Source organism: Neobacillus sp. NPDC058068 (assembly GCF_042885335.1).
Classification (GTDB): domain Bacteria; phylum Bacillota; class Bacilli; order Bacillales; family Cytobacillaceae; genus Neobacillus.
Map to the genome: position 1 here is coordinate 39,660 of NZ_JBHVSI010000011.1, position 19,831 is coordinate 59,490.

The following is a 19,831-nucleotide window of genomic DNA, read 5'->3' on the forward strand; positions in this document are numbered from 1 at the left end:
TTTTAGGTTATTTTTTTAGAATAACATGTTTGCCCAAAAAGGAAAATAGTAAATTTTGCTTACCCTCAACTTGGTTAATCAAACATAAAGATTCCAATCAAAAAGCAGGTGCTATTCCACTTTACTTTTGGAATAGCACCTGCTTTGTTGATGGTTCCATGCAATCTGAATGAATATTTGCATTTACCACTTTAATAATCTAATTGCCGTAAAGACAAAAGCAGCTCATTTTCATTGATTTTTTTAATTTTGTATTTACGAAATTGACTTTCGATTTTCTTTTGTTCATCATCTTTTTTACTAAATAAATTGGCTAATTGATAAAAACCTTCTGCCAAGATAGTCACTGCTCCAGCAGAACCTAATTCCAATCCTAATGTTTCCGTTTCTGAAAGCTGTGATTTAGCTAATTCTTGGATTTTATTTTTATATTCTCCCTTAATAACGATAAACGACTCCTTATTATCAAAGGCTACTAGTAATTCTTCAGCATTAAAAACTTCAAAGATAGGCTTTTCTTTTTCAAGCTGCAATAATTCGTCAAGTACCATCCCCTCACTTTTTCCAACTGTTTTAGCAATTGCTTGAATGGTTTTCACCGAATAACTGCTGACACTTTTTTTGTTTACACTTGAAAGCATTTGTTGACTGATTCCCGTTTCTTTGAATACATCATAGCGTTTTTTTCCATTTCTTTGTAAGTAAATATCCAAAAGGCTCATTTATTCCTCTCTCCTTTTGATAAATTATTTTTTACTAAAATTTATTTTACTTAATTATATTTTAGCGAATTGTCAGAAAAATGTCAAGATTGGATCGCTTGGATGATTGCAGCGGGGCAACAAATAAGATACTATCTAAAGGGGCAAATGCTGTTGGCTTCAATTGGTAATGTGACCATGAAGAGAAAGTCAGTGGCGAATCTGCTGAAGCTTTATCAAGAAAGGAATTTTCTGCATGCATATAAGTGAATTAGAATTGTGGGTTGCAAAGCTCGGACTTGTTCCGCATCCGGAAGGTGGCTATTACAAAAGTACTTTTTCCTCTTGGGAACAGATTTCCGACAAAGAGTTAACGGTAAATTTCGAAGGCCAGCGAAAGCTTTACACGAGTATTTACTTTTTATTAACTTCCGACAATGTGTCCCACTTTCATCGTCTAAAGTCGGATGAATTGTGGTATTATCACGCTGGAAGCTCACTGACCGTTCATGTAATTCATGATAATGGAGAATATGAAGAAATAAAATTAGGGATGAATCTTGAAGCGGGAGAAGTTCCACAGGCCTTAGTTCCGAAAAATTCAATCTTTGGATCATCCGTGCTTGAAAATGATACATGCTCGCTAGTTGGCTGCATGGTATCTCCAGGTTTTGAATTCCAAGACTTTGAATTATTTACCCAGGATGACCTTTTGTCGAAGTATCCGCAGCATAAGGATATCATTATGAAGTTGGCATACAAAGAACTGCCTAAAGCTTGAGGCTGCTTAACAGCCTCAAGCTTTAGATCTACCGTTTGATTTGATTTTGTTCTCTTCTTTCATCCAACAACTTCCACTTTCTCCTTAAGAAGTTTAATTTGTGTTAAAAACTCCTCCTTTTCATCGAGCGTTAGATACATTTTTCGGACCAAACAATCTCTTCCAAGACCATCTCTTAACAAGAGTGGTTCTTTGAGGGAAATTTCATAATCCGGGTCCTCGAATCCAAATAAGGTGAGATTCCAAACATCTTTTTTCTTTTTATCTTTTTCAAAATTCACTTTTCCCGCTTGAATACTTTCGATATTATGTAAGTAAATTTGCGCCTTTAACCGCAAGCCCAAGCGAATGTGGACTTTTCCGGGTAATAAAAGGACAGGATTCCGTTTGATTGCTTTATAATCACTGATAAGAAAAATTATCAAATACACTGACAGTGCCAAGTGGATCCAGGCTATAACCGTGTTCCAGCTATGTAGGAAATACGAGACCCCAACTGCTTCTAAAACTAAAACAAAGAGAAACCCAAACACAATTCCGCCGTAGCCGATTTTTTTATGAAGCGTATAGGCCGTTCCTTGTTCCGGCTCTCTTTGATTTGATGTTGAAAAAAGATAGTAAATGGTCAAAAGATCTCGTGTAAGAAACGCAGCAAGCACTTTATTCTTGATTTGGCTATTTACCATCGCCTCGACTTTCTCTTCTGTTGGCAGGCTTTGTTCTGTGCTTTTATACGCTTTGATAAATTTAAAAACTTGCCATACCGCTAAACATACAACTAAAATTTCCAAGCTTATCCATACCCCAACAGGAATATTACTCAAGCTAAACCTCCTTTCTCAGGTGCTTTAGTACCTTTTCTTATTACTAATTTTGAAATTATTGGAATATTCGTTATTATTTATTGTACTACAAACACAGAAAAACCGTCGAACCCTTTATGCAGGCCCGCCGGTTTAAATTTTACACATAATAAGAGGATAAAGGCTCGAATAGCGCTTGTTTCAACTTCTCCAAGGCATATCTCATCGTTTGACTAACTGTAATCTGTGATATTGCTAATCGGTGGGCAGCGGTCCGTTGGGACTCCCCTTCGACAAAAATTAGATAAAGAATCCATTTTTCCATCTCATTGAGCTGTGACCAGGCTTGGGACAAATCTAAACGAGTCTCAATTAGATGATATTGCTTATCTTCTTCCCCAATCACATCCCACAGAGTAAATCCCTGTACATTGTATAGCGGAGCATCAAGTGAAGTGACACGCCAGTATTGCCAGCCCCTTCGCTTGGGAGAACGTGCTTCATGATTCTTCCTCACCTTAACTCTCTCCTTTTTTCAATGATTGGATTTCTACATTACTTCAATTGGTACTTTGATGAAATAGGTTGTTAGTAGCTTTTTCGTCTGCCAAAAATGAGCGATACGACAAACAGAATCAAGAAGATGACGAATAAGATTTTGGCAATACCCACCGCTGCAGATACAATTCCAAAAAATCCAAAGATCCCTGCAATAATGGCAATAATGAGAAACAAAATAGCAGCTTTTAACATGTGTTTTACCCACCTTCTGGAATATTTTCGATTTGCTTCCGTTTGTTATCTATTACCCCGTTAAATCTTTGATAAAACCTGTCTCAATTCCCAGTTCTCTCCTCTGCGAGTTGTTTCAAACGCAGAAAATACGGGTACTTAACTAAGCAGGAACCAAACTATAACGATAAAGGAGTGGTCTTCGATGAGTGAAACAGCGGAAACGAATAAAAGCGGACTTTGGTTAGGGATTTTAATTGGCGGTGTGATAGGGGCAGCCGCTTCATCTTTGTTGACGCCGAAGTCTGGCACGATGTTGCGGGAAGATTTATCTAAAACGTATAAATCCCTTAATGAAAAAGGGAGCCAATTATCCGCGGTTGTTAAAGAGAAGGCACAGGACGTTGCAAACAGTATCGGCAAACATGCTTCTGAGCTTTCAGATAAGGCCAAAGAAGGAAAACAAGATATTGCGGATACGCTTCATGACGCCAAAGACGAAATTCGTGACAAGAGTAGCTGAGACTGACACTGTTCGCGCTTTTCAGCTCAAAAAGTCCACGTAGAACCTTTTACGTGGACTTTCTACCTTATTTTGACTTAGAATGTTCACGTACACCCCTTCACACTCCCACTTTCCCTCTGATTCGAACCAATCTTGACAGGTTCCCATATCAATTATTATTTCCTCATTTACAATCCAGGGTCTGTTACTAGATAATATATTCAATACCAGAAAAGTTCTGAATATTAACAAAGGGCCCTAGTCGATTTAATCATGTTCATCATTTTGGTTTTTTTGGCATACTCTAAGGACATACAATTATTAGGAGGACCGAGATGTTTTTATCCTATCCCATTTTAGCTGCGCTTTTAGGAATGTTGATTGCCCAATTTGTAAAAATCCCCATCCACTATGTAACATCCGGGGAATTAAAATGGAACCTGATGTTTAGTACCGGCGGCATGCCGAGTTCACATACAGCTACCATTATTTCTTTAACGACAGCGATTGGTTTAACGACTGGACTTTATTCAAATGAATTTGCCATTTGTGTAGTCGTTTCCCTTATTGTCATGCATGATGCTACTGGGGTTCGAAGACACGCAGGCTACCATGCAGAAGTTTTAAATAAATTGTTAGCTGATTTCAATCTACTCATTGAAACCTTAAAAGACCCAAATTTAAAGAAAACAGAGTCGAGAGAAAAGCTAAAAGAATTATTAGGCCATCAACCAGCAGAAGTCTTTTTTGGTGCGATTACAGGAATCATCGTCGGTATTCTAACTTATCAGGTCTATCCGTTTCCATAGCGAATAGTGTTAACCACTGTTCGCCTCCATTCTACTCTTTTTCACATTTCGATAGGGTTCTTAATATACTAAATACATAGCGAATACTCTTTGCTAAATAGGCGGCGTTGTTGAAGTTGCCAATGATATAAACGTCCATAGCAGGATTGTAGAGCATAAACGAGCCAATCGAACCTAAATGTCCCCAGACGTTATACTTCTGAGTAAACGGCATCATCCGGACCCTCATTAATCCAGACCCGTAATCAACGCCTATCCACAATTTTCTCCATTGCTGCATTGTTAACAACGATTCATCTGGAATCAGCTTGTTTTCTGCCAAAGCCTTCATGAATAAAAGTAAATCTTCAGACGTGCTCACCGTTTGCCCTGCAGCATATATACTCGTGAAACTGAGATGGTCTTCCACTTTAATTTGTTTTTCCATTAGATATATATTTGCGACCGGATCACTACTTTTTATAGCCGGTTCCGAGTATTGGGACAAATACGAGTGATTCATCCCGAGCGGCTGAAAAATGTACTCATGAAGAACTACATGATATCGCTTTGAGGTAATCTCCTCAATTATCAATCCTAAAAGGTTAAATCCAGTATTGGTGTAGTGGCAGCCCTTTCCAGGTGAAAAACGGGGGCTAAGATGTTGCTTGGACCATTGAATCGTTTCTTGCGGCGTCCAATTTCGTGAAGGATCTTCAAGGAGAATTTCCAAAAATGCCTTCCCCTGTTTTGGCTTATCCTCATAATAATCCGGTAGACCTGATGTATTCGCTATTAAATGTTCTATGAGAATTTCAGTTGAATAGTCTTTGCCTTTATAATTATGCAAGTCTAGTAAAATATCTTCCGGTAAGTACTTGGAGATTGGTTCACGAAAACTAAGTTTTCCTTCTTCCGCTAACATAGCAATAATCATCGCCGTAAACGTTTTACCAATGCTTGCCGTATGATATGGCTGCTCTGGCTTCGCAAGGAATTCATCTGTTTGCCCGTGCGCCATATTCCAATGAATCTTCAGTTTATCTGAATGGATTAACAGATAGGCATTCAGAAGTTTGGAATTGGCATCCACGGTTTCCTTCAGTTTTTTTTCAATTTTTAATTTAGCTTGTTCATGGTTCATTAATTCCCCCCGTTCATTTGAATCATTCAATATCATAGCTAACAGAGGCAGCCCCCTGTTAGCCCTTAGATAAGCATATTACCAAAGTAACAAAATAGACGTTTTCACAGCAAATATCGTAAAACCATTAGGGAAATAATTCCTGCCAGAACAGTGGCTAATAAACTGCGTGTCTTAATCGCAATCAAAAACGTGGGGATTGCCGCTAGGATTTCTACGTTTCCAGCCGTTAGTGCAATTTTCCCATCAGCCATGAAAATCTCCTGGCCTACCAATGCAGCCATTACAGAAATGGGGATAAAACTTAACCATCGTGTCGCCCATTCCGGCAGTTCAAAGCGGCTAAGCACCATCAGCGGCAGGACCCTGGGAATAAATGTGACAAGTGCTGTTCCTAAAATAATTAATAGAATGGCCCCTCTTACTTCCATTTTTCCAACACCATCCCTATCGTTGAGGCAATAATTGTAGCCGCAATCACGCCGAGACTGCTCGAAAACATGGCACTAATTCCAACAGCGATGATGACTGCAATGATGGCCACAAAAATATCCAGTTTGATTTTTTTCCGGCTTAACATCGAAAGGACCAAAAGCCCAATAAACATCGCCGGCAACGCATAATCTAAGCCGAATTTTTCAGGATTGGAAATCCAATTGCCAAAATAGGCCCCTGCTAAATTGGCGATTACCCAGTTTAACCAGGCGGTAATATTTAGCCCATGCATCCATTTCTCGCTAATGTTTCGCTTTTGCGCCGCCTTATTAATAGCAACACCAAAGGTTTCATCCGTGAGCAGTGATCCGATGAGCATATTTTTAAGCGGAGAAAGATGGCGAAAATAGGGTGAAAGGGCAGCACTAAGTAATATATGGCGCACGTTGACAAAGAAAATAGTAATAATAATCGCAGTCGCAGAACTATTAACGGCAATCATGCCCGCTGCAATAAATTGAGCAGAGCCGGCATAAAGAACGAAGCTTATCAGGGTAATCTCTGCAATGCTAAGGCCTGCCGTCTTTTCAACAACACCGGCAGCAAAGCCGATACTTAAGTAACCCAGCAGTGTCGGGATACAATCCTTTACACCTTGGAAAAAGGAATCTTCGTCACTCGGATGGATTACGGATTCACTTTGAGCGTTGGAAAGGCTCATCATATCCCCTCATTTGTCATTATTTAAACTGATTTCCTGTAACCACATGAAACAGGTCAGGCTGGTTCTTCCATTAGTGAAAAATTAGCAAATAATATTTACTCTTTATCCCTTGAGACAATCAGAGGTTATTATAATACTTACTGATGAAATATTCAATATTTTTCAACAATAGAAAAATGTGATTTTGAATTAGAAAAAGCTGCCGGCGATGCCGGCAGCTTTCAGTAACACATTATTCCCCAATAACCTCATGTGTCCAATAATTACCTTGTGACACATAACCAACGCCAATATAATTATAGTTTGGGTTCAGTTTATTGCAATTACGGGTGGTGACAGGCACTTTTTTCGGCACCTTTTTCAATTATAGTATTCCTTTGCTAACTCCATAAAATTCTTAGCTGGAGTAGAGACAAAATGATGTTCAAGCCAAATGACTCCTAAAGAAGAGGTCATGTTGGGATTGCTTATCGGCGTAGAGTAAAGACTTTTAGCCCCATAGACATCAAAAACAGATTTTGGAACAATCGTTGCCCCCATTCCCCCCTTCACTAGGTCCATTAAGACATGCATATCAGAGCACTCCGCAATACTTGTTATTTGAAGATTTTGTCTAGTAAATGCTTCAATAATCGTATTATAGATGCCCAAGCCCTCTGTACTAGGAATAATAAGGGGCTTATTCGAAATCTCTTCTAGAGATATATTAGCTACTACATTATTGCTTACGAAAACAAAGGGCTCATTAATTAGATGATGATATTTCAAACCACGATGTTCAAGCGGAAGACGTACAAATGCAATTTCAATCGCCCTGTTTTTTACCAATTCCGCTAAATAAAAGGAGTCGTTTTGAACTATTTTTAGGGAAACAAGGGGATTATTTTTGTGAAAAGATTGAAGCATTTCCGAAAATCCCGAAACCGATAATGTATTGATTCCTACATTAAGAACACCCTTTTTTCCCTCCTCTGTATCCTGTAATTCATTTTTTATTTCTTCAAAACTGTTTACGAGATGCATTGCTCTTTTGTAGAGCACATAGCCTTTATCGGTTAATTCCATACTCCTCCCATTTCTCTCGATTAATTTAACACCTAGCTCATCCTCTAATTGTTTCATCATTATGCTAAGCGGTGGTTGTGACAAATGCAGCCGATTGGCAGCAGCTGTTATATTCTTTTCCTCAGCTATCGCTATAAAATACCGTAATTGTTTAATATCCATTGAATCCACCTTATATTTAAAAAATATATAGTTTATATATTAATTATATATTTTTCATATAGTATATGTCCATGATATGATAACTATCGTTTTCATTGTAAATAGAAAGGTGATCACATGGAAAGATTTTTTAAATTAAATCAAAATGGTACGACAATTACAAAAGAATTTTCTGCAGGATTTATTTCATATTTAGCAGCGTTCTACATCATTATTGTCAATGCAACGATTTTGGCAGTAGCAGGAATTCCGATGGAAGCAGGAATCATCTCGACCATATTAACCAGTGCTTTTGGATGCGTAATAGTCGGCTTATGGAGTAATGCCCCTCTTACCCTCATCCCTGGTATGGGCCTCAATGCGATGTTTACTTATACTATCGTTCAATCCGGGGGATTTACTTGGCAGGAAGCGTTGGCAATGGTTTTCGTTACAGGAGTGATCTTTGTTGTGATTGCCTTTACACCAATGGCGAAAATGATTATGTCCTCTATTCCTAATTCCTTAAAAGAAGCCATTACCGTTGGGATTGGAATCTTATTGATCTTAATTGGATTTGACAATGCTGGTATTATTACAAATTCTGAGCATACCCTGCTTGCAATTGGAGATTTAAGCAGCCCCTCAGCAATCACTACATTCATTGGTTTGGTTATTACGGTTTTATTATTTATTAAAAATGTACCGGGAAACCTTTTAATAAGTATTATGATTACCTCGTTGTTATCGATTTGGCTTGGCGGGGCCACTTCTGAGGGGCTGTCCCTTTCAATGCCATCCTTTAATGGATACCTTGGCGTTTTTGGTCAGGCTTCGTGGTCACAAGTAGGTAATATTGTATTCTGGCTGACTTCCATCTCTTTTGCAATGGTCGTTGTGTTTGAAAATATTGGCTTGATTCATGGACATAGCAATATGTTAAAAAAACCTGGGATCAGTAAGAAAGCACTCCAGGCTACAGCTGTTTCCGTTTTATCTTCCGGGATCTTTGGAACAAGTCCAACTGTTGCATCAGTGGAAGGAGCAGCAGGAATTGCAGCCGGCGGAAAAACAGGGTTGACCAGCATTGTGACTGGATTATGGTTTCTCGTTTCACTCTTGTTTATACCTGTCATTAAAATGGTTCCTGCAAGTGCAGTTTCCCCGATTCTGATATTAATAGGCGTTCTTATGCTGCAAAACATTGTCCATATTTCAATGGATGACTTAACAGAGAGCTTTCCGGCACTTCTAATTATTGTATTGATTCCATTAACCTATAGCATTGCAGATGGCATGTCTTTTGGCTTTATTCTATACCCATTGATGAAGCTTTTATTGGGGAAAGGAAAGGAAGTTCACCCTGTGCTTTATTTGATCGCCATTCTCTTTATCGGAAATTTTATTGTTCAATACGTATTTTAGTGTAAAAGCTATTTTCTGCAATCTAACCGTTTATTAATTAATATTACTCAAAATGGAGGTTTGTAAAATGTTCGAATATAATATAGTGAAAATTAAACTCAGCAGATGGAACAATATGCCGAAAGAAGATTATCATGAGATTATTGCCAATCATGCGAAGGATGGTTGGAGATTCGTCCAATTATTCGCTCCTGCTACATCTGGATACGGTTCTGCCTCATATTTTGAAATTATTTTTGAAAGACCCCTTAGTTAAGAACAGTGCCTTTAACACTTCGAATAATGTTGATGAATTCGACAGAATGCGGGTGTGCCAGTGGCACTTACAGTAATTTAACGTTGCTTATGAAGATAAAGGCGATTGCTAAATATTATTAGCAATCGCCTTTTATAAATCCTCATTTATTTATGGTATGGTTCAGCGTGATGTATCTAAATGAGGTTTTTAATGGGGTATTAAAGTAGTTAGTCCCACCAGAAATACCATACGGAAGAATTAATAAGTGTTCCTGAAAGTGAATTTACTGTACCAACCCCTTGCCAGACTATATCACCACAAAATCCAAATTGTTCCCAGGCAAGTAATTCCGATTCTTCTTGTGTTTTAGGGGGATTTCCCACAAATAATTCCCATACATCAGGAGTTATTAACGCGGGTGTAGCTCCATATTTTTCATACCAATATTTGAATACAGCAACTTGCTCCTCTGGCAATGGACATTCATTAAATCCTCCCATTGGAACCCAGGCGGCTACTTCCCAAGGTTTATCTGTTGGAATCTTAGCTAGAATGATTTTCTCATTAATTACTTCTTCAATTGACAGAAAAAAGTTTGTCTGTTCCTTTGCAGAAAACTCACCTGTGATATCGTAGTCTTCGTCATCTTCCATAGGCATCACCTCATCTAGCAGTCTCTTTAACAACTCTTTTACATCAATGTCCTCCGCTTTCGCTATAATGGTTTCTCGATCATCATTCGAGTATTCATTATCCATCTCGGTATCAACTATTTCTAACATCATCTCTGAAGGGATAATAATAAGTGGTGTATAGCCATCTTTTTTGCCTTCTATGAGAGCTTGATGATACATGGTCATAACACCTTCAACATCGTTCTCTTCAATAATTGAACAGTCGCAACCCAATTTAGCTATTATTTCTTCAATATAATCTTTCTTTTCTTTATTTTTTTTGAATTTATCAAATATACCCATTCTCTTCATCTCCTTAAGGCTTTGTTATTGGATAAAGATGATCATATTTATAAATTCAATAAAATTTTATTAGTACCTTCTTAAAAATTTATCTACATTAAAAGGTGATACAGAAATTTGTATCACCTCTAATTATTACATCCTAAAACCGTCTCTATTTATGATTAGTTTCATCGGCACTTATTTAAGCAGCAATTTTTTTACAAAAATCCACAGATGTAGACCCGATAAGAAACTTAATAATATCAAAACCCAATTTGGCCTCTTATTTAAGAGTCTCCGAAAATCGGGTTTTTTTGGAATTAGATCTGCAGGTTCTAATCACACTAGATAATTCCGAATTTATTTTTTTTTACATTAAAGATAGCGACTTACAAGCACCTATTTCATTCCTCAACAACAATCGCCTCTTTAAACATCTTGCTTTGTAGATACGATAATTTTTTTGCCATCACTTCAGGAGAATCTTTGAAATCCTGCTGAATCCAATACATAAAGAAGCCGAGGGTTCCATATGTTAAGAAATAGTTTAATGCAGGAATTTCAATTTCAGTTGCCTCTCCTAGTCTTAGCTCGGTGCTAGATACTTGTACTAGACATTCACAAAATTGATTTTGCGATCCTGGGACAACTTCTCCTTTTAAAATGAGGGAAAAAACAAATTGATTTTGATAGATAAATTCAAAAAGAGGTAGATGTCTGTGCTCATTCTCTGACGAAAAGCGCTCTAAATTTTGATAGCCTTTACGAAAGTAAGTAATTAAATCATTTAAATAATCATCAAATATCGCAGCTAATAAAGCGTGTAAATCCCTATAATGCGAATAAAAGGTGACGCGGTTACATTGAGCATATTGCGCTACCTCCGTAATGGAGAGATCGTTTAACTCCTTTTCTTTCAATAATTCCAATAACGCATGCTTTAATTTTTTTTGCGTCCTCTTGGTGCGGCGGTCTTCGTTTTTTGTCATAGGTAATTGTTATCCCCCTATTATTTATTAAAAAATAGATATATTAATTATGACATCAATCTTTTTATTGGACAACTCTCGTATTATCTGTTAATTTACAAATGTAGTTTTTTATTATATTACCATAGTATTTATAGGAGGAATAAAACATGGCTCGTTTAGACGGAAAAATTGCGATTATCACTGGTGCTGCTCAAGGGATGGGTGCATCACATGCACGGAAATTTATCGAAGAGGGTGCGAAAGTCGTTTTAACAGACTTAAATGATGAAAAAGGAAATGCCCTTGCAGCAGAACTTGGCGAAAACGCTTTGTTCGTCAAACACAATGTTACAAGTGCTGATGATTGGGCAACGGTCGTAGCTGAAACAGAAAAAGCCTTTGGTCCGGTAAATGTTTTAGTCAACAACGCTGGGATTACTATGGCAAAATCGATATTAGCATTAACAGAAGAAGAATACCGCCGCATCGTCGACATTAACCAAGTTTCCGTATTTTTAGGAATGAAGTCCGTTATCCCGTCCATGCAAAAAGCCAGCGGCGCTTCCATCGTCAATATTTCATCAATGAATGGAATTGTTGCTGGTGCTATCGGTTATACAGATACAAAATTCGCCGTTCGTGGTATGACAAAAGCAGCTGCAATCGAAGGTGCTCATTACGGAATTCGTGTAAACTCTGTGCACCCGGGAGTTATTGCAACCCCAATGGTTGTTCAAGAGGATACAAAAGCAGCAGTAGAAGAATTCTCTAAACATATTCCTTTAAAACGTGTTGCACAGCCAGAAGAAGTTTCAAGCTTAGTGGTTTACTTAGCCTCTGATGAATCAAGTTATTCAACAGGAGCTGAATTCATCATTGATGGCGGCTTAACAGCCATGTAAGGCAAGCATAACTTAAAGAACTCCCTGCCGTTTCAAACTGGAAGGGGGTTCTATATTTAGCTTCTGACGAATCCAAATTTGTTACTGGAATTGAATTAATCATCGACGGCGGCTCTATTTTACATTAATTATTTATTATTGAACATGAAGACAGTCTTAGTGAATAATCATTTTAGTTTAGCTCCAAACTATTTTAATATTTAACTTAGAGGATGTTTAGAATGGGGAAATTACAAGATAAAGTAGTTATTATTACTGGTGGTGCTGGTGGTATCGGCAGTGGAATGGCGAAAGCGATGGTAAAAGAAGGCGCAATCGTAACTATCGTAGACGTAAATGAAGGAGCCGGTAAAGAAATGGAAAAAGAATTGCAAGCCTTTTCTCCACAATCAATGTTCCTTCAAGCTGATTTAATGGATCGAGAAAATCTTGGTCAAATTATTAAAACAGTTGTTGATAAATACGGTAGATTAGATGTTTTAGTAAATAATGCCCATGCTGCGAAACAAATAACAATAGAAGAAACAACACAAGCAGATTTAGATCTATCATTTGGTACTGGATTTTATCCGACATTTTATTTAATGCAAGCTGCACTACCATACTTGAAGGAATCTAAAGGAAATATCATTAACTTCGCATCTGGTGCGGGTCTTGAGGGACATGAAACACAAGCAGCTTATGCTGCTGCTAAAGAAGCGATTCGTGGGTTATCACGTGTAGCAGCAAACGAATGGGGCAGATTCGGTATTAATGTAAACATAATCAGTCCACTCGCTAACTCTCCAGGTGTACAAGCATGGGCAAAAGCACAGCCTGAATATTACGAAAGCGTTAAAAGCAAAATTCCAATGGGCCGTTTTGGTGATGTAGAAAATGATATCGGCCGTGTTGCCGTATTCTTAGCTTCTGAGGAATCTCGATATATTACTGGCCAAACAATCATGGTTGACGGCGGTTCAATAATGCTTCACTAATCATCACATATATAAAGTATAGGTATTAGAAAAGCCTATTCAAGAATTATTGTTCTTGAATAGGCTTGTTTGCATTATTAATTACGCGTGACTAATAGTATTTGGAGACTGTGTGCTTTACCAAAAATGAAGGGTTTTGTAAAAGTCGAAATATTAATTACTAAAAATCTATCAATAATATATAAAGCACACTGGACAAAAAAGGTAGGCTAAACAAGTATGTCATAAATAATATATCTTGTTTAGCCCTATACTATCCATTTCCCGCCCTACTCACTTCGTTCCTTGAGATAGGGGAATTCTGGCTATGTTTGTTAAAGTAATCGAACATTAAACAATTTGTTTATAGTACGTTAATTTCTTTACGACCACTTTCTTTTTTTAATGAAAATTTTCCTTTAAATAGAATCACAACAAAATAGAAAATAGATAGAAGTAAAACGTAGGTCCAGATTTGATAAACAGATTGTGTATTCCATACACCTAAAAAATAAAGCATGGATGGCATTGTAAGCGTTACCCATGATTGCACAAATGCAACCATACCAAGGTAATAATCAATTTTCTTTTTAAGCGAATTTGATAAAAAGAATAGAAACCATAAAAATGCCCACATTCCCCATGTTAATGCACTGACAATATTATGAAAGTGAATAATAGATGTAATGGTATAAACGACTGCAACAATTGCAACCCATAAACAATACCAACCGAGACCATTTCCCTCTAACCCCTTCAAGAAGGTTATCCCAGCATATAAATAGGTTAAGCCAAATAAAAAAATGGACGCGCCATTATAAAGGTCCCAATTATTTTGATCTGAAACAACGAGTAAATAAAATGGAATAATTATTTGAAGTGTTCCTACAAAAATATTAAAGATACCAACACTCTTTGCTTCTGCCTTCCCTAACAACAAAAGGCTATTTAAAAATAAGACTGCACCCGAAAGAAATAAACCAACAAAACTCATATTAATTGTTGTGAAAAGCCTTTTCCACAACATTCCCCTCCTTTTAAATAGAAAAAGCAGTTTCTCCTCTTTATAAAGAAGAAAAATTGCTTTTTCAAACATTTTTTATAAAACAATACTTACAATCACAGCTGTTAGTACACTGACTAACGTTGCTCCATACAATAATTTTAAACCAAATCTTGCCACAGTGTTTCCTTGCTTTTCATTTAAACCTTTTACAGCTCCTGAAATAATTCCAATTGAAGAGAAGTTGGCAAATGAGACAAGGAAGACAGAAATAATCCCTAATGTTCGAGTGCTAAAGTGTGCTTGAATTTTTGTTAAATCCATCATAGCTACGAACTCATTTGTCACAAGCTTTGTTGCCATAATTCCACCAGCTTGTACAGCTTCAGAGAATGGAATCCCCATGATAAAGGCAACAGGCGCAAAGATATATCCTAAAATTTGCTGAAATGAAATACCAAAAATCAAATCAAAAATATTATTAATGGCTGCCATTAACGCAACAAATCCGATTAACATCGCGCCGACAATAATCGCTACTTTAAAACCATCAATAATATATTCCCCTAACATTTCAAAGAAGCTTTGTTTTTCTTCTTCTTGAATAATGAGAAGGTCCTCGCTTGCCTCAACAGTATATGGGTTGATAATTGAAGAAATAATAAATCCGCCAAATAAGTTAATCACAAGTGCCGTAACGACATATTTAGGTTCAATCATTGTCATATAAGCACCAACAATTGACATCGAAACAGTCGACATGGCTGAAGCACATAACGTATATAAGCGATTGGCAGGTAATTTGCCAAGTTGCTTTTTAACCGTGATAAATACTTCTGATTGTCCAACCATTGCCGAAGCAACGGCATTGTAAGACTCTAATTTCCCCATACCATTGACTTTACTTAACAACAAGCCAATAACTTTCATAATAAAAGGAAGTATTTTTAAATATTGAAAAATACCAATTAATACTGATATGAACACGATTGGAAGTAAGACGTTAAGGAAGAAAGGCATTTCACCTTTATTCGCAATCCCTCCAAACACAAAGGATACCCCGCTACCAGCGTATTCTAATATTTTACTAAAAACGTTTGCAAATCCTTTTATTAAAACTAAGCCAAACTTTGTATTTAATAATAAACTTGCTAATACTACTTGAATGATAACCATAAGAATAATCGGTTTGACTTTAATATTTCTCCGATTATTACTTGCTACATAAGCAAGTCCAAAAACAACTAGTAATCCGATGATGGCAATGATGTATTTCATGATGTCCTCCACAATGATGTAATTCATTCTTATAAGTAACTTGTTCTGAATTCGCTTACAGGATTAGGACAAAAAATTATTTTGCTAAATCCTAATAAAACTGTTTAGCATTTTGCCCAACGTGAACGCTTACATCATTTCGTTTAATTTAACCTAAATTACTATAGCATATATCATGAACAAATGTTAAGTAACACTTGAACGAAATATTAACTTAATTTTTACCAATTCTCCCATCATCGATCTTTTTATATTCACATTAACAAAATTGCACCATAATTTAATAATTACTGAAATTTTGTAATCATTAGCAAGAAATAATGTAAAATTTATAAACAAAAAATGGCACTTTCCATCTCTTTTACTACGAGATTCCAGTATTACTACAGAAATAAAAAAACATCCATCAGCATGTCATTTATTGATGGATGTTCACACACCTTTTACATATTTTTATCAGAAAAACCGCCTGTATTTATAATACGGTTCACCGTGCTGCATCTAAATGAGGTTTTTGTAATTCTTCTAAAAAAGAAAAAGGACCTGTTGAGTTCTCAAAATTTATTGAATAATAAAGAAAACGCGCCGATTGGCGAGCCCCTCATGGCAAAAACAGAGGCGGGGATACCCAAAAATAACCCTCAGCCTGAAACTGAGGATATTTCATTTATTCTCCTGGTATAGGCTTTGGCCCTCTCCGCACTCTGATAGATAGGATTTCGATCGCCAATCAATTGGACAAATTGTTGTACATCTTCTTTACTAAAAATAATCTCATGTTTATCCGTTTTCATGTTGCCACCTCGAATAGGACCGCTACTCCGATTCCTCCACCGCTTCCAATCGCAGCCAGTACATATTTGATATCCTTTCTTCTTTGAACTTCATAAAAAAGCCTAGTAATCATAATGCTTCCTGAAGCTCCATATGGATGTCCTAGCGTTAAAGCTCCCCCACAAACATTTAACTTTTCATACGGAATGGAAAGTTCTTTTGTACAAGTGACAATTTTGGAAGAGAATGCTTCGTTTATTTCAATTAGGTCAATGTCCTCAATGGTTAAGCTGTTTCTTTTTAATAGGGCTTGAATAGCTGGAATAGGAGCTGCCCCTGGATAATGAGGAAGTACACCTGCGACTTCACTATCCAAAAATCGTAAAACAGGCTGGAATCCATGATTTACTGCCATACTTTCTTCCATGACTAGTACAGCAGAAGCCCCGTCATGTATCCCACAACTGTTCGCTGCAGTAACCGTACCGTTCTTCTTGAATATAGGCTTCGCCCGATTTAAAAGTACTTCCATCTTTCTTTTTCTAAGTAATTCTTCATCTTGATGGAAATCCCCAATTGGAATGATCTCTTGATGAAAATATCCTTTATCGTAAGCTTCCCAGCTGCGTGTATAGCTTAATAGAGCATATTCATCCTGCATTTCCCTTGTAATGGCATATTTTTCAGCTACAAATTCTGCTGCAACGCCCATATCTGGGTCGCCAATTTTTTCAGGAGAAAATCTCGCTCTAGCTGGAAACGGTGAAGTACTCGTACTTTCTACACCACCGGCAATGTAGCAAGATCCTGCTCCACCTTGGACAAAATAACAGGCTATTCTAATCGCTTCTAACCCTGCACTACATTGACGGTCAATGGTGATTCCCGCAGCAGAAAGAGGAAGTCCTGCTTCTAATGCAGCCACTCGAGCTACGTTTCCACCTGGTCCAACTACATTTCCCAAAATGATGTCTTCTATCTTTTCTTCTAATCCATCCGCTAAATGTTGGAGGAGAGGAGCTGCCAGCTCATGTGGCTGAATGTCTCGTAAGATTCCATCCTTTTTTCCGATCGGGGTTCGTTTCGCTTGAACAATTACCGCTCGTTTAATCGCTAGTCACCATGCTTTCCATTCGTTTTATTAACTCGGCACGTGCAATCTTTCCACTCGTTGTATAGGGCATTTCAGAAAGAAAAAACCACTTTCGAGGAATTTTATAAGAAGCTAGATGGGTTTTACAAAATCTTTTTAACTCTAATGGGCTACACTTTCCTTTCACTACTGCAGCCACAACCTGACCCCAATACGAATCTGATAGGCCTATTACAGCAACTTCCTCGACATCCCGATGTAAAGAAATCACTTTTTCTATTTCTTCAGGAAAAATATTTATTCCTCCATACAAAATCATATTTGGCTCACGACCTACAATATATAAAAAGCCATCCTCGTCAAAATAGCCCATATCATGGACTGTAGCCCATCCCTCTTCATCTTGAATGGAATGAATGGTCCTTCCATTATGATCAAAGTACCCATCGATCATAAATCTGCTTCTTACATATATTTTTCCGGTCTCATTTGGCTGTGCTAATTCCTGCTCCTGACGCCGTATTTGTACCTCTACACCATAACAAGGCTTTCCGACAGTTGTAGCCTTCTGAATTCCTTCTCTATCAGAAAGTACAGTAATGAAACTCAATTCACTTGCCCCATAAAATTCGTACATGGTCATATTAGGAAACATCTGGCGGATTTCTAATTTTGATCTTTCAGACCATTTTGCACCAGATGAAAGAATTTTTATTGACTTATCGATTAGGATTCCTTCCTTCAGGAATGCTTCTATCATTGTCGGAACTACATATACCGTTGTTATTGGAAAGGAATGGATCCATGAAAGTCCTTCTTGAGGAGAGAACTTATCTAAGAGAAAGACCGTTCCTCCTAAATACAACGTGCTAATGGCTCCGTACAGAAAATGAGAATGAATTAAGGTACCAGCAATAAGAACTTGATCGGATGCATCTAACCCGAAATCAAAACGATTGCAATCAAAGCTAGCCACCCATGAATCTTGGGAGCGAACAAATGCTTTTGGATTCCCTGTCGTACCAGAAGTAAATCCAATGTAAAAAGGCAGGTTTTCATCCGTTTTCTTTACCGTTGTAGGATTGAACTGCGCGATTTCCTGTAGGATATCCTCCAAAATCATTACATTAGGAATACTTTGTTTGATTTGAATGTAATTTTCTTTAGTTGTAACAATGATAGAAGGTTGCGAAAGGATCACCCTTTTTTCCAATTCGGTTATTTTCCATTTCAAATCATATGGAACCGCAGTCCAACCTCCCTTGGAGGCACCTGCAAAGAACTGTAAGAAAGGGATACCGTTCGGCAAAAGGATTCCGATTGTTTTATTTTCTGAATGAAGGGAATGAAGCCAGTTTGCTGTTTGATTGATTAATTCATCCCATTGTTGATAACTGATTTGTTGATGATTTGTATGGATCGCGATCTTGTTGGGGGATAATGTTGCGAAAGTCTTATATGATTCTGTAATATTTCCCATAATCTATCTCCTTATAAAGAAAACTCAAAGACTCACAAAGCTTTCCTTCGTGTGCTCATGCCTGATAGGATAGTTATTTTTCCTATCCTCTAAAATAGAGACACATCAAAGTGTCTCTTAAGATTTAGGTATTATTAGATAAATGATTGGAATTACTTCTTGTTACTGAGCGTGAAAAAACAGGGTGCTTTCTTAGTCGGTAAACTAAAATAGAAGCTAGTATTGATTTTAACACATCCCCTGGAATATAAACTAAGCTTAATTTCACCGCTTTTAACACAGGAATATTCATCATAAATGCTTGGATAGGAATTCCGATCAAATAGATTAATAGAATGCCCACTGTCAGATTAATCAATAAAACATGCTGTATTTTTAACGTTTGAAAACGGGATAGTAAATACCCAATACAGAAAGCCGTAATAGGCCATGAAATTAAATAACCAACACTTGGTCCGACAAATACACTTAGTCCACCACGTCCTCCAGATAGAAGAGGCATTCCCGCAGCAACAATTAATAAAAAGATGGTTTGGCTCATCGCCCCTAATCTTGCTCCTAATATTCCTCCCGTAAGAAGAACACCTAGAGTTTGTAATGTTATGGGAACGGGTGTAAAGGAAAGCATAATTGGTGGAACTAGTCCTAGAGTCCCCATAACGGCAGCAAACACTGCGACAAACGTAATTTCTTTAATCTTCATTTTTTTAGCTCCTTTTAATCAATATGTACTATTTTCAACTATCATACTAATGAGTCTTAAGTTAATTGTCAACCAAACTAAAAGGTTGGTTAACAATTAATATTGATATAAGTGCCGGAATATGTGTCGTAAGTGCCGGGAATTGTGACTGAAAGTCCTTCATCAAACAAGTGACTACAAATGTGATTCACATAGAAACTCCATAATAAAAAGCAGGGAATCCGTTCGTG

23 protein-coding genes are annotated in these 19,831 nt (G+C 37.2%); 7 read left to right on the forward strand and 16 right to left on the reverse strand.

The features are described from left to right. Nucleotides 1-191: 191 nt before the first annotated feature. On the reverse strand, nucleotides 192-722 hold the full coding sequence (locus tag ACFVSW_RS14100; protein WP_387317046.1) for a hypothetical protein: 531 nt from the start codon (nucleotides 720-722) through the stop codon (nucleotides 192-194). Nucleotides 723-957: 235 nt separating this feature from the next. On the opposite strand from ACFVSW_RS14100, the gene ACFVSW_RS14105 reads away from it, so the two are divergent. Continuing rightward, a complete protein-coding gene (locus ACFVSW_RS14105; protein WP_387317048.1) occupies nucleotides 958-1,482 on the forward strand; it encodes a cupin domain-containing protein in 525 nt (174 codons plus the stop codon). 59 nt (nucleotides 1,483-1,541) lie between these two features. On the opposite strand, the gene ACFVSW_RS14110 is transcribed toward ACFVSW_RS14105, so the two are convergent. From ACFVSW_RS14110 to ACFVSW_RS14120, 3 genes are all read right to left on the reverse strand, one after another. After that, nucleotides 1,542-2,306 carry a hypothetical protein gene (locus ACFVSW_RS14110; protein ID WP_387317050.1) on the reverse strand — a complete coding sequence of 255 codons (765 nt, stop codon included), beginning with the start codon at nucleotides 2,304-2,306 and terminating at the stop codon, nucleotides 1,542-1,544. 139 nt (nucleotides 2,307-2,445) lie between these two features. Beyond that, complete coding sequence (locus ACFVSW_RS14115) at nucleotides 2,446-2,802, reverse strand: sigma factor-like helix-turn-helix DNA-binding protein (RefSeq protein ID WP_387317052.1); 357 nt, start codon at nucleotides 2,800-2,802, stop codon at nucleotides 2,446-2,448. A 71-nt stretch (nucleotides 2,803-2,873) separates the two neighbouring features. Beyond that, nucleotides 2,874-3,038, reverse strand: coding sequence for a DUF1328 family protein (locus ACFVSW_RS14120; protein ID WP_024028879.1), 165 nt, complete (start codon nucleotides 3,036-3,038; stop codon nucleotides 2,874-2,876). A 184-nt stretch (nucleotides 3,039-3,222) separates the two neighbouring features. Here ACFVSW_RS14120 and ACFVSW_RS14125 point away from each other — a divergent pair, with 184 nt between their 5' ends. Next, nucleotides 3,223-3,540, forward strand: a complete 318-nt coding sequence (locus ACFVSW_RS14125; RefSeq protein ID WP_387317054.1) for a YtxH domain-containing protein — start codon at nucleotides 3,223-3,225, stop codon at nucleotides 3,538-3,540. 317 nt (nucleotides 3,541-3,857) lie between these two features. Next, nucleotides 3,858-4,331: a divergent PAP2 family protein gene (locus tag ACFVSW_RS14130; RefSeq protein ID WP_387317056.1), complete on the forward strand. Its 474-nt coding sequence runs from the start codon at nucleotides 3,858-3,860 to the stop codon at nucleotides 4,329-4,331. Between the two features lie 31 nt (nucleotides 4,332-4,362). Here the strand turns inward: ACFVSW_RS14130 and ACFVSW_RS14135 are convergent, their stop codons facing one another. The 4 genes from ACFVSW_RS14135 to ACFVSW_RS14150 form a co-directional block, all read right to left on the reverse strand. Further along, entirely contained in the window at nucleotides 4,363-5,454 is a 1,092-nt protein-coding gene (locus ACFVSW_RS14135) for a serine hydrolase domain-containing protein (RefSeq protein WP_387317059.1), read from the reverse strand. 104 nt (nucleotides 5,455-5,558) lie between these two features. Further along, nucleotides 5,559-5,885, reverse strand: a complete 327-nt coding sequence (locus tag ACFVSW_RS14140) for an AzlD domain-containing protein (RefSeq protein WP_387317061.1) — start codon at nucleotides 5,883-5,885, stop codon at nucleotides 5,559-5,561. Continuing rightward, entirely contained in the window at nucleotides 5,876-6,610 is a 735-nt protein-coding gene (locus tag ACFVSW_RS14145; RefSeq protein WP_387317063.1) for an AzlC family ABC transporter permease, read from the reverse strand. The genes ACFVSW_RS14140 and ACFVSW_RS14145 overlap by 10 nt, the downstream gene beginning before the upstream one ends. Before the next feature lie 363 nt (nucleotides 6,611-6,973). After that, on the reverse strand, nucleotides 6,974-7,840 hold the full coding sequence (locus tag ACFVSW_RS14150) for a LysR family transcriptional regulator (RefSeq protein ID WP_387317065.1): 867 nt from the start codon (nucleotides 7,838-7,840) through the stop codon (nucleotides 6,974-6,976). 117 nt (nucleotides 7,841-7,957) lie between these two features. Between ACFVSW_RS14150 and ACFVSW_RS14155 the strand changes: the two genes are divergently transcribed. Continuing rightward, nucleotides 7,958-9,244 carry an NCS2 family permease gene (locus ACFVSW_RS14155; protein WP_387317067.1) on the forward strand — a complete coding sequence of 429 codons (1,287 nt, stop codon included), beginning with the start codon at nucleotides 7,958-7,960 and terminating at the stop codon, nucleotides 9,242-9,244. Between the two features lie 67 nt (nucleotides 9,245-9,311). Next, nucleotides 9,312-9,500 carry a DUF4177 domain-containing protein gene (locus ACFVSW_RS14160; RefSeq protein WP_387317069.1) on the forward strand — a complete coding sequence of 63 codons (189 nt, stop codon included), beginning with the start codon at nucleotides 9,312-9,314 and terminating at the stop codon, nucleotides 9,498-9,500. Between the two features lie 209 nt (nucleotides 9,501-9,709). Here the strand turns inward: ACFVSW_RS14160 and ACFVSW_RS14165 are convergent, their stop codons facing one another. Then, complete coding sequence (locus ACFVSW_RS14165) at nucleotides 9,710-10,459, reverse strand: DUF4253 domain-containing protein (protein WP_387317070.1); 750 nt, start codon at nucleotides 10,457-10,459, stop codon at nucleotides 9,710-9,712. Nucleotides 10,460-10,845: 386 nt separating this feature from the next. Further along, nucleotides 10,846-11,430, reverse strand: a complete 585-nt coding sequence (locus ACFVSW_RS14170; RefSeq protein ID WP_387317072.1) for a TetR/AcrR family transcriptional regulator — start codon at nucleotides 11,428-11,430, stop codon at nucleotides 10,846-10,848. 149 nt (nucleotides 11,431-11,579) lie between these two features. On the opposite strand from ACFVSW_RS14170, the gene ACFVSW_RS14175 reads away from it, so the two are divergent. Beyond that, complete coding sequence (locus tag ACFVSW_RS14175) at nucleotides 11,580-12,314, forward strand: glucose 1-dehydrogenase (protein ID WP_387317074.1); 735 nt, start codon at nucleotides 11,580-11,582, stop codon at nucleotides 12,312-12,314. A gap of 221 nt (nucleotides 12,315-12,535) precedes the next feature. Continuing rightward, a complete protein-coding gene (locus tag ACFVSW_RS14180) occupies nucleotides 12,536-13,291 on the forward strand; it encodes an SDR family NAD(P)-dependent oxidoreductase (RefSeq protein ID WP_387317076.1) in 756 nt (251 codons plus the stop codon). 343 nt (nucleotides 13,292-13,634) lie between these two features. On the opposite strand, the gene ACFVSW_RS14185 is transcribed toward ACFVSW_RS14180, so the two are convergent. From ACFVSW_RS14185 to ACFVSW_RS14210, 6 genes are all read right to left on the reverse strand, one after another. Next, complete coding sequence (locus ACFVSW_RS14185; protein WP_387317399.1) at nucleotides 13,635-14,264, reverse strand: AmiS/UreI family transporter; 630 nt, start codon at nucleotides 14,262-14,264, stop codon at nucleotides 13,635-13,637. Nucleotides 14,265-14,369: 105 nt separating this feature from the next. Further along, nucleotides 14,370-15,551 (reverse strand): NupC/NupG family nucleoside CNT transporter, encoded by a 1,182-nt coding sequence (locus tag ACFVSW_RS14190; protein WP_387317079.1) that lies wholly within the window; start codon nucleotides 15,549-15,551, stop codon nucleotides 14,370-14,372. Nucleotides 15,552-16,192: 641 nt separating this feature from the next. Further along, nucleotides 16,193-16,345 (reverse strand): hotdog family protein, encoded by a 153-nt coding sequence (locus ACFVSW_RS14195; protein ID WP_387317081.1) that lies wholly within the window; start codon nucleotides 16,343-16,345, stop codon nucleotides 16,193-16,195. Next, nucleotides 16,342-17,436 carry an acetyl-CoA C-acyltransferase gene (locus ACFVSW_RS14200; RefSeq protein WP_387317400.1) on the reverse strand — a complete coding sequence of 365 codons (1,095 nt, stop codon included), beginning with the start codon at nucleotides 17,434-17,436 and terminating at the stop codon, nucleotides 16,342-16,344. Before ACFVSW_RS14200 ends, ACFVSW_RS14195 begins: the two co-directional genes overlap by 4 nt. Next, entirely contained in the window at nucleotides 17,432-18,898 is a 1,467-nt protein-coding gene (locus ACFVSW_RS14205; protein WP_387317084.1) for an AMP-binding protein, read from the reverse strand. Before ACFVSW_RS14205 ends, ACFVSW_RS14200 begins: the two co-directional genes overlap by 5 nt. Before the next feature lie 124 nt (nucleotides 18,899-19,022). Further along, the gene (locus ACFVSW_RS14210) at nucleotides 19,023-19,601 is read right to left on the reverse strand and encodes a biotin transporter BioY (protein ID WP_387317086.1); all 579 of its coding nucleotides are present in this window, start codon (nucleotides 19,599-19,601) and stop codon (nucleotides 19,023-19,025) included. Between the last annotated feature and the right edge of the window lie 230 nt (nucleotides 19,602-19,831).